We start from the raw sequence: 10,617 nt of genomic DNA, 5'->3' as shown, positions 1-10,617 counted from the left end.
GGCCCCCCGGGCGGGGGGGCGGGGCCGGCGGGGGGGGGGCGCGCGGCCCCCCCCGCCCCCGCGGCGCGGCGGGGGGGGCGGGCGCCGGGGGGGGGGGGGGGGCCGCCCCCCGCCGCGCGCAGTGTCGTCGGGGACTCCACGCCCATCAGGTGGTACGGCAGGTAGATCGCGGCGTAGCGGCCGTCGCGGCTGACGACGTGCCCCTTGCCTGCCAGCGTCGCCCAGGTCACCGGGTCGTGGGTGCGTACGACCACGAACACACCGCCCGCGAAGGACGCTTCGCCCGGCAGCCGCAGCGCGGAGAAGACGTCGACCGCGCCGGGGCGCTCCAGCACACCGCCGTCGGCGCGCAGCGCGTACACGTCGGCGAGCTCGGAGGGGCGCGCGACGGGATAGTGCAGCCTTTCCGTGTCCGGGCGGAAACCGGTGTGCGCGGCGACCACCGCCATCTCGCAGTAGTCGGCGGTGGCTCCGACGGGCAGTGCGGCGACGGCCCGGGCCCGCGCCTTGAGTGTGCCGGGCACGTCGTCGCCGAGTTCCAGCAGACCGGACAGCGCCGGGGCGGGCACGGTGGTGTCGAGCTGGGTGACGGTGCCGGTGGCCGGGTCGTAGACCAGGTCGTACTCACTGGACTTGCCGATCGCGACGACGTCGAGGCCGAGGCTCAGGGCCCAGCCGGTCAGGCCGATGAGGTTGGCCGGCTGGTCGCCGTCGACCGGTGTGTAGACGAGTCCGCGGGAGGCCGCGGTCCGTGCCAGATACACACCGGCCACGGCGTCCACCTCCTTGCTCACCATCGCCACGTGCCGGCCGGCGCCGAGCGCGGCTTCCGCCATCGCCAGGCCGGCCGCAGGGCTGCCGGTGGCCTCGACGAGGATGTCCCACCCGGCGGCCCCGAGCGCCCCGGCGTCCGCGGTCACGGCGATACGTCCCGCCCGGGCGGCCTCGCCGACCGCGGCGGCGTCCCGGCAGATCTCCATGTCGCTGTCGGCATAGCCGAGTTCACGGCACATGGCGCGGACCCGCTCGGTGTCGAGGTCGCACAGGACCACGGGGGACAGCCACGGGATGAGCCGGCTCTGGGCCAGCAGTGTGCGGGCGAAGCCGCCTCCCGCTCCCGACAGCGTGTAGCGGACCGGCAGGTCGCCGGTGTCCAGTGGCTCGTCGCGCACATGCATTTCGCGGACTCTCCTCGTTGGGTGATCGAGCAACGCGGTGTTATGGATGGTGCGACTCCCCCGCTCCCACCACGTCACATAAAAGAAACACGATTTAACAACAGAGTCAAGAGTGGTAACATTTGTTCACATCGAGCCCCTGACGGAACCCCTCGGCGGCACAGGGCCGCTGGGCGGAGCAGCCGGGCGCGGCGGCAGGGAGGCCACCGCGCAGGGCCCGGAGACCACACACACTCACCACGGACACACTCCGACCGGCGCCCGCCGCCCGCGTCCACGGCGCGGCGGGGCCGGCGGGGAGCAGGAGGAGCGCATGCCATATCTCGGGGCTGTCGCCGACGACTTCACCGGAGCGACGGACCTCGCCGCGACGCTGGTCGCGCGAGGCTTCAGGACCGTGGTGACCGTCGGTGTGCCGGACGCTCCCGGCGGCGCCGCCGCCGACAGCCCACCGGCCGGTGACGCCGGACCCTCCGCGCCCACGGCCGACGACGGGCCGTGGGGCGAAGACCCCTACGGCGGGGCGGACGCCGTCGTGGTGGCCCTCAAATCGCGCACCGCGCCCGTACCGGAGGCTGTCCGCGACGCGGTGGCCGCGCTGCGGGCCCTGCGGGCGGCCGGTTGCAAGCGCTTCTACTTCAAGTACTGCTCCACCTTCGACTCGACTCCGCTCGGCAACATCGGACCCGTCACCGACGCACTGCTGGACGAACTCGGCGCGCCCGGCACGGTGATCGTCCCCTCCTTCCCCGCCACCGGCCGCACCGTCTACCGGGCCAGGCTGTTCGTCCACGACGATCTGCTCGACGAGAGCCCCCTGCGCGACCACCCCCTGACCCCCATGCGCGACGCGCATGTCGGCCGGCTGCTGGCCCCGCAGACCCGGCGACCGGTCGCCCTCGTCCGCCATGAGGCCGTACGCGCCGGGGCCGACGCCGTACGCGAGGAGCTGAGCCGGGTCCCGGACGCCCTGACCGTGGTGGACGCCACCACCGACGAGGATCTCCGCGTCATCGCCGCCGCCACCGCGGATCTGCCCCTCATCACCGGCGCCGCCGGACTCGCCCTCGGCCTCACCGGGCCGCGGGAAGGCCGCGAGAACGCGGGCGCGGGGCCGCGTCAGGACGGTCCCCGCGCCGTGCTGTCGGGCAGCGCCTCGTCGATGACCCGGGCCCAGGTCGGGCACGCCCGCGGCCTGCTGCCCAGCCGGGCTCTCGATGTCGCCGCCCTGCGCGCGGACCTCGACGGGGCCGTCGCCGGCCTGGTCTCCTTCGCCCGCGCGTGCTGGCGGGCGGACCCCGGCCTGCCACCGCTGATCTACGCCGCCGACGAGACCACGGACCTCCGCGGCACCGAGGCCACCGGGCCCGGGGCCGCATCGGGCACCCGGGCACAGGACACCGCGGGACCGGACGCGGCCACCCTCGTCGAGACGGCCCTCGCGCGCTGCGCCGCCGCCCTCGTCGCGGCCGGTGCCCGGCGCCTGCTGGTGGCCGGCGGGGAGACGTCGGGCGCCGTGGTCACCGCGCTCGGCGCGCGCGTTCTGAGCATCGGCGCGCCGATCGCCCCGGGAGTCGTCTGGACACACACCGAGGCCCGGATCGACGGCACGGCCCACCCCGTGGACCTGGCGCTGAAATCCGGGAACTTCGGGACCGTCGACATGTTCACCACCGCGTGGGGAGCGTCGGCATGACCGGGCGCGGGCAGGACAGCGGCACGGGCGGGCCGCGCGGCGACCTCGTGGAGGCGGGCGCCAGGCTCCACCGGCTCGGGTTCGCCCCCGGCGCGTCCGGCAACCTCAGCGTCCGCGACGGCGACCGCGTCCTGATCACGCCCACCGGCTGCGAACTCGGCGCGCTGCGGCCGCAGGACCTGTGCGTCCTCGGCCTGGACGGAACACACCTGGACGGCCCGCGGCCGTCCAAGGAGTTCCCGCTGCACACCGCCTTCTACCGGCGCGACCCGGACACCACCGCGGTCGTCCACCTGCACGCGCGGCAGGCCGCCGCCGTCAGCTGCCGCCCGGCGTGGTCGGAGCGCAGTGCCATACCGCCGCTCACTCCGTACTTCGTGATGCGGGTGGGCCAGACCCCGCTCATCCCCTACGCGGCGCCCGGCGACCCGGGGCAGGCGGCCCTGCTGGAGAGCCTGCCCTTCCCCTTCAGGGCCGCACTGCTGCAGAATCATGGGCCCGTGGTGTCCGGCCGGGGCCTGGAGTCCGCGCTCGACGCCGCCATCGAGCTGGAGGAGGTCTGCGCCCTTCTCCTCCTGCTCAGCGGCCACGGCCAGCGGCACCTGAGCCCCCCGGAGATCGAGGAACTCACGGCCCGCTACAAGACGCCCTGGGATCTCTGACCCGCGGGCCCGCCGAGCGGGCGCCGGAAGGCGCGTCGGGCGCCGGAAGGCGCGTCGGTGGCCTCGGAGGGGCAGCGATGGCCATCGGAGGGGGCGGTGGCCGTCGGAAGGCGCGGTGGGCACTGGAAAGCGCGGCGGCCGTCAGAAGGCGCGACCGGCAGTGGAAAGCGCGGCGGCGGCCTCTTCCACGCGGCGGCCGGAGTGCGAGCTCTCCGGCCGTCCGGGGGTGGCCGTATTTTAAGTCAAGTGCTTGACTTCTCTCGGCGCCCCGAGTTCACTGATCATGGGCGTCGGGGGTCTCAGGGTCGAGGGGAGAGCGTGATGAGCCTGGAAGAACAGGCCGAGCTGCTGGCGTATCCGCTGCGGGCGGCCGGTGCGCTGGAGCCGCCGGCCCCGTGGGCGGAACTGCGGCGGACCTGCCCCGTGGCGCCCGTCCGACTGCCCAGCGGGGACCGGGCGTCGCTGCTGACCCGCTACGACGACGTCCGGCTCGTCCTGTCCGATCCGCGCTGCACGCGACGGCTCGACGCGGACGACGCCGCCAGGATCTCCGACAACGAGTCGGGCGGTGTGTTCAACGACTCGATGGCCGAATCCATCGCGGGCGCCGGACAGCAGCGGTGGCGGCGCATGCTGACGAAGTGGTTCACGGCGAAGCGCATGGCCGCGCTGCGGCCCGGCATCGCCGCGATGACCGGCCGGCTGATCGACGCGATGGTCGAACAGGGCAGCCCCGCGGACCTCAAGGCGCGGGTCGGCTTCCCGCTCCCGGTGTGGGTGATCTGCGATCTGCTCGGCGTCCCGGACGCCGACCGCGACCGGTTCGCCTGGTGGTCCGACATGCTGCTGAACCTGACCCGTTACGGCCAGGACGAGATCACCGCCGCACAGCGGGAGTTCCACTCCTACATGACGGGGCACGTGGAGGCGAAGCACGCCGATCCCGGTGAGGACCTGCTCAGTTCGCTGATCGACGCGAGGGACCCGGACGGCGGCCGGCTGACGGACGGCGAACTGGTCGCCACGGGGCAGGCGTTGCTGATCGCGGGGCACGAGACCACCGCGAACATGATCGGCAAGATGATGGCGATGCTGCTGTCCGACCGCCGCCGGTGGGAACGGCTGCTCGAAGACCGCTCGCTGGTGGACTCCGCGGTCGAGGAGGTGCTGCGGTTCGACGCCAACCCCGGTTTCGGCATGCCCCGTTACCTGACCGAGGATGTCGAGGTCGCCGACACGGTGCTGCCCGGCGGGACCACCGTGGTGTGCAGCATGGCGGCGGCCAACCGGGACGAGGGCGCGTTCGAGGGGGCGGACGGGATGACCCTGGACCGCAAGCCCAATCCGCATCTGGCGTTCGGGGCCGGCCCGCACTCCTGTCTCGGGCAGTCCCTGGCGCGCACCGAGCTGCGGACCGTACTCGACGTGCTGCTCGAACGGCTGCCTTCCCTGGAACTCGCTGTGCCGGTGGCGGAGTTGCGCCAGATCGAAGGCCTGGTGGTCGGTGGGCTGCGCGAAGTCCCGGTGCGGTGGTGACGATGCCGGGCAGAGCGGCCAGGACCGTGCGCTCCAGCGCGACAGGCGAGGCGATCCTCACGGTCGCGGAGCGGCTCTTCGCCGAACAGGGCGTGTTCGCCGTGTCCAACCGGCAGATCAGCGAGGCGGCGGGACAGGGCAACAACGCCGCCGTCGGCTACCACTTCGGCACGAAGACGGATCTGCTGCGGGCCATCGTGCGAAGGCACGCCGAGCGGATCGACGCGCTGCGCCAGGACATGCTGGCACGGACGGGTGACTCCACTTCCGTACGGGACTGGGTGGCGTGCCTCGTGCGCCCCGGCGCCGGCCATCTGGCCGAGTTGGGCAGCCCCACCTGGTACGCGCGCTTCAGCGCCCAGTTGATGACCGACCCGGTGCTGCGCGAGCTGATGATCGACGAGACGTTCGGGCCGTCGATCCAGCGCACCCTGGACGGGCTCAACCGGTGCCTGCCCGATCTGCCGCTGCCCGTACGGATGGAGCGCGCCGACATGGCCAGGAACCTGATGGTGCACATGTTCGCCGAACGGGAGCGGGCCCTGGCCGAGGGCACCGTCACCGCCCGCGGGAACTGGCACGCCTACGGGACCGGGCTCGTGGACGCGATCACCGGCCTCTGGCTCGCCCCCGTGACACCCGGCGACTGACCCGCCCGGAAGGCGGGCCCGCTTGTCGCGCGGGCGGCCCGCCCCCGCACTCGGCCCCCGCGCGGCGGCCCGGCCCGCGCGCCGCCCCCCGGCCGGGAGGCCGCGGAGCGCCCGCCGCCACGGCGCCACCGCCCTCGCCGTGCCCGCCCTCGTCTGGTACGTCGTCTTCATGCTCGGACCGATGGCCGCGATGTTCGTCATCGCCGCCCTGCACTGGCCCGGCATGCTGCAACCGGTGTCCTTCGCAGGCCTGTCCAACGTCCGTACCGTGCTGGGCGATCCGGTGTTCTGGGACGCGGTGCGCAACACCGCCGTACAACTCGCCGTCGCGCTGCCCGTCATGATCCTGTGCGCGTACATGCTCGGCTACTACGTCGTCCAGCGTCCGCCCGGCCACCGGGTGCTGCGCTACCTGCTGTTCATACCGGGCCTGATCTCCACCTCGGCCAAGGCGATGGTGTTCTACGCGGTCCTCTCGCCGGACGGCCTGCTGAACGGGGCGCTCGACGCGGTGGGCCTCGGCTCCCTCCAGGACGCCTGGCTCGCCTCGCCCTCGACGGCGCTGCTGTGTGTGGTCCTGCTCGACGTGTGGAGCGGCATCGGCTTCACCGCCGTCCTGTTCGCCGCCCGGCTCGGCAGCGTCCCCGCGGAACTCGGCGAGGCCGCCCAGCTCGACGGCGCGGGGCACTGGCGCACCATGTGGCGCATCCACTTCCCGGTCATCCGCGACTACGTCGGGGTGGTGACGATGCTCCAGTTCCTGTGGACCCTCTTCGACTCCGCGCAGAACGTGCTGCTGCTCACCCAGGGCGGCCCCGGCTCGTCCTCCACGACGCTGTCCTTCCTCGTCTACCAGAAGGCGTTCATCGCGGCCGACCTCGGCTACAGCCAGACCGTCGGCGTGGTCCTCTTCCTCGTCGGGCTCGCCGGGCTGCTCGTCATCCGCCGCGTGTTCCGCCAGACCCACTGACCGAAGGAGGCACCCGTGAAGACCGGAAAGTCCTGGCTGCCCGCGCACATCCTGGCCTGGCTGTACGCGCTGCTGCTCCTCGTACCGCTCTACTACCTGCTGGTGTCGGCGTTCAAGACGAACGACCAGATCTTCGCGACGCCGTTCGCGCTGCCCACCTCGCTGTCGTTCCACAACTTCGGCCACGCCTTCACCACGGCGGACCTCGGCGGCGCGATCGCCTCCTCGGCGCTGGTGACGGCCGTCGCGCTGCTGGTCACCGTGGTGCTCGCGGTACCCGCCGCGTTCGCGATCGCGCGCTCGGAGGGGCGGCTCGCGACGGCCCTGGAGCGGGTGTTCTCGCTCGGCTTCCTCGTCCCGACGTTCGCCGCGCTGTTCCCGACCTTCCTGCTGGCCGCCGCGACCGGGCTGTTCCACACCCGGCTGTTCATGATGCTGTTCCTGCCCGCGACGGCCATGCCGCTCGCCGTGGTGATCCTCGTGCAGTTCATGCGCACCGTCCCGCGCGAGATGGAGGAGGCGGCGCGACTCGACGGCGCGTCCACGTTCACCCTGCTGCGCCGCGTCTACGCCCCGCTGTGCCTGCCGGGCATCGCGACCGTCGTCCTGCTGAACTTCCTGTCCTTCTGGAACGAGTACCTGTACTCCCTCGTCATCATCGGCCCCGACCCCTCGCAGCGGACGGTGCAGGTGGCGCTGCCCACACTGCGCGCGCTGACCGGCACCGACTACGGCGTCCTGACGGCCGGCACGGTCCTCACGCTCGTACCCGTCTGGATCGTCTATACGGTTCTCCAGAAGCGGATGCAGCGGGCACTGGTCAGTGGGGCGGTGAAGATGTGAGCGACAGCGAGGCATCCGGGGGCGCGGGCGCCCGGGGGGGGGGGCGGGAGCTGCCCGCGGACCCCGGCGGCGGACCCGCCATCAAGGCGGTCGCCGCCGCGGCGGGCGTCTCCACCGCCGCCGTCTCCCAGGCCGTCAACGGCACCGGCCGCCTCTCGGAGGCGACCAGGAGCCGGGTGCTGGCGACCGCCGAATCGCTCGGCTGGTCGCCGAACGCGTCGGCGTCCGCGCTGCGCAGCGCCCGTACCCGCACGTTCGCACTCGTCGTGCGCAGACCCACCGACGTGCTCGGCGCCGACCCGCACTTCAGCGAACTCATCACCGGCCTGGAGGGCGAGCTCTCGCCGCGCGGCTACGGCCTGCTGCTCCACCTGGTCGCGGGGCCCGGACAGGAACGCGCGCTGTACGAGCGGCTCGTCGCGGAGGGCCGGGTGGACGGCGCCTTGCTGACCGACGCCAGGGTCGACGACCCGCGGCCCCCGCTGCTGCGTGGACTCGGCCTGCCCGCGGTGCTGTTGGGCGCACCCGACGGCGGACTCCCGGTGCCGGGCGTCGGGTTGCCGCAGCAGGGCGCGGGCGTCCGGGAGGCCGTCGAGCACCTGCTGCTGCTCGGCCACCGCCGGATCGCGTACGTCACAGGGCCCGGCGAACTCCTGCACACGCGGCTGCGGCTGGCCGCGTTCCGGGAGGCCCTGGCGACCGCGCGCACCGAACCCGCGGCCGTACTGGAGACGGACTTCTCGGAGGCGGCGGCCCTCGCCGCGACCGAGCGGCTGCTCGGTCTGGCCGAGCGGCCCACCGCCGTCGTGTACGCCAACGACTCGATGGCCGTGTGCGGCATCGGCGCGACTCTGCGCGCGGGGCTCCGCGTACCGGAGGACCTCTCGGTCGTCGGCTACGACGACCTGCCGCTCGGCCGCTGGATGCACCCCCGTCTGACCACCGTCGACCAGCAGGTCCAGCGGGTGGGCGCCGCCGCCGCACGGGCGCTGCTCGCGCAGTGCGGCGAGGACGTCGACACCGCGCCGCCGGACGGCCGGCCCCGGCTCGTGGTACGGGAGTCCACCTGCTGGGCGCCGGGCACCTGACCCCGCCGGCACGGGACCGGGGCATCCGGACCGGGCGCCACAGGCACCGGACCACACTCCACACCGCGCCACAGGCACCGGACCCGCGCGCCACACCGCACCGGACCGCGCGCCCCACCGCACCACACGCACCGAGGAAAGAAACAGACACCGCCATGCGACGCCACACCGCCCAGCTCACCCACGACGACGCCGTCCTGCCCTGGCTCGGGGCCAACTTCTGGTCCCGCACCGGCGGGCCGCTGATGTGGCGCGACTACGACCCCGCCGTGGTCCGCGAGGAGCTGGCCGTCCTCGGCGACCACGGCCTCACGATGACCAGGTCGTTCTTCTACTGGCCCGACTTCCACCCCGAACCCGGCCGGGTCGACGAGGAGTTGTGCGACCGCTTCCGGGACTTCCTGGACGCGCACAGCGAGCGCGGCATGGCCACCGTCCCCACCTTCATCGTCGGCCACATGTCGGGCGAGAACTGGGACCCGGCCTGGCGGGGCGGCCGTGACCTGTACGAGGACGTGTGGATGGTGGGCCGCCAGGCCTGGTTCGTCCACCAGATGACCCGCAGGTTCAAGGACCACCCCGCCGTGACCGGCTGGCTGATCACCAACGAGATGCCGGGCTACGGGCGGATCTACCAGGTCGACCCCCCGTCCAGCGACGTCGTCACCGCCTGGGCGCAGGCCATGTGCCACGCCGTGCGCGCGGCCGGTGCCACCCAGCCCGTCTCGCTCGGCGACGGAGCCTGGGGGATCGAGGTGACCGGCAGGGACAACGGCTTCTCGCTGCGCGAGACCGCCGAGTACGTGGACTTCGTCGGCCCGCACGTCTACCGCTCCGACACGGACCGGGTCCGCCAGCACTACCGTGCCGCCTTCGAGTGCGAACTGGCCTCGGTGACCGGACAGCCCGTGGTGCTTGAGGAGTTCGGCCTGTCCACCGACACCGTCTCCGCCGAGGCCGCGGCCGTCTACTACCGGCAGACGCTGCACAACTCGCTGCTCGGCGGCGCGACCGGCTGGATCGCCTGGAACAACACCGACTACGACGCGCTGTGGGACCGCTCCCCGTACGACCACCACCCCTTCGAGATGCACTTCGGCATCACCGACAGCGCCGGCGCCCCCAAGCCGCCGCTGGTCGAACTGGCGGAGTTCGCCCGGGTGCTCGAGGCGACCGACTTCGCGCGCTGCCACCGCTCCGACGCCGACACCGCCCTCGTCGTGCCCGCCTTCCTGGAGCGCGGCTACCCCTACAGCCGGCCCGCCGACCGGCCGCTCATCTTCACCTCCCTGCACCAGGGTTACGTGGCCGCCCGGGCGGCCGACCTGCCGGTCGCGCTCAGCCGCGAGGCCGACGGCCTGCCGGGTGACGCCGTGCTCTACCTGCTGCCGTCCACCCGGCAGTTCACCACGCGCACCCGCCGCGAACTGGAGCGCAGGGCCACCGGCGGCGCCACCGTCTACCTGTCGTTCTGCTCCGGCGAGCACCCGGGCACGCGCGGCCCCTGGTTCGACGGCCTCGACGCCCTGTTCGGGGTCGAGCAGCAGCTCACCTACGGTGTCGCGGAGCCGATCGAGGACGACGAACTCGCCCTGACCTTCCTCGTGGACTTCGGGCCGATCGCGGCGGGCGAGAGCCTGCGCTTCCCGGTCGCGGGCAACGAGGACAGCCGCGCGTACCTCCCCGTGGTGCCGCGCGGCGCACGCGTCCTCGCCACCGACGCGCACGGCAGGCCCGCGCTGCTCGAACACACCGTGGGCCTGGGCCGCACCGTCCTCGCCACGTACCCACTGGAGCACATGGCGGCCCGCAGCGCACGGGTCAACCCCGAGCAGACACACCGGCTGTACGCCGCGCTCGCCGAGGTCGCCGGCGCGGCGGGGGGGGGGGGGGGGGGGGCCGGGCGGCGGGGGGGGCGGCGCCGCCCCCCCCCCCCGCGGGCGCGCGGGGGGGGGGGGGGGGGGGGGGGGGGGGCGCGGGCCGCCGGGGGGGGG

Annotated in this window: 8 protein-coding genes and 1 pseudogene; 8 read left to right on the top strand and 1 reads right to left on the bottom strand. The window is 73.7% G+C overall.

The features are described from left to right. The coding region (locus tag LCE31_RS15150; protein ID WP_225014777.1) for a homoserine dehydrogenase at positions 1-1,178 on the bottom strand (1,178 nt) is incomplete at its 3' end. A 313-nt stretch (positions 1,179-1,491) separates the two neighbouring features. Here LCE31_RS15150 and otnK point away from each other — a divergent pair. The 8 genes and pseudogenes from otnK to LCE31_RS15110 form a co-directional block, all read left to right on the top strand. Beyond that, complete coding sequence (gene otnK / locus LCE31_RS15145; protein WP_225014776.1) at positions 1,492-2,874, top strand: 3-oxo-tetronate kinase; 1,383 nt, start codon at positions 1,492-1,494, stop codon at positions 2,872-2,874. After that, positions 2,871-3,536, top strand: a complete 666-nt coding sequence (locus LCE31_RS15140; RefSeq protein ID WP_225014775.1) for a class II aldolase/adducin family protein — start codon at positions 2,871-2,873, stop codon at positions 3,534-3,536. The genes otnK and LCE31_RS15140 overlap by 4 nt, the downstream gene beginning before the upstream one ends. Before the next feature lie 321 nt (positions 3,537-3,857). After that, a complete protein-coding gene (locus LCE31_RS15135) occupies positions 3,858-5,072 on the top strand; it encodes a cytochrome P450 (protein ID WP_225014774.1) in 1,215 nt (404 codons plus the stop codon). A gap of 2 nt (positions 5,073-5,074) precedes the next feature. Continuing rightward, positions 5,075-5,722 carry a TetR/AcrR family transcriptional regulator gene (locus LCE31_RS15130; protein WP_225014773.1) on the top strand — a complete coding sequence of 216 codons (648 nt, stop codon included), beginning with the start codon at positions 5,075-5,077 and terminating at the stop codon, positions 5,720-5,722. A gap of 22 nt (positions 5,723-5,744) precedes the next feature. Continuing rightward, positions 5,745-6,692 (top strand): carbohydrate ABC transporter permease, encoded by a 948-nt coding sequence (locus LCE31_RS15125; protein WP_225014772.1) that lies wholly within the window; start codon positions 5,745-5,747, stop codon positions 6,690-6,692. Between the two features lie 15 nt (positions 6,693-6,707). Continuing rightward, positions 6,708-7,535, top strand: a complete 828-nt coding sequence (locus tag LCE31_RS15120; RefSeq protein WP_225014771.1) for a carbohydrate ABC transporter permease — start codon at positions 6,708-6,710, stop codon at positions 7,533-7,535. Positions 7,536-7,585: 50 nt separating this feature from the next. After that, positions 7,586-8,623: a LacI family DNA-binding transcriptional regulator gene (locus LCE31_RS15115; protein WP_225014778.1), complete on the top strand. Its 1,038-nt coding sequence runs from the start codon at positions 7,586-7,588 to the stop codon at positions 8,621-8,623. Positions 8,624-8,778: 155 nt separating this feature from the next. After that, positions 8,779-10,503, top strand: a pseudogene (locus LCE31_RS15110) (glycoside hydrolase 5 family protein); the annotation flags it as partial. Positions 10,504-10,617: the final 114 nt, after the last annotated feature.

Origin of the sequence: Streptomyces sp. 8L, assembly GCF_020176795.1 — a bacterium.
Taxonomy (GTDB): Bacteria; Actinomycetota; Actinomycetes; order Streptomycetales; family Streptomycetaceae; genus Streptomyces.
The sequence above is the reverse complement of the archived record's forward strand: the minus strand, read 5'-3'. Positions and strand labels throughout refer to the sequence as shown.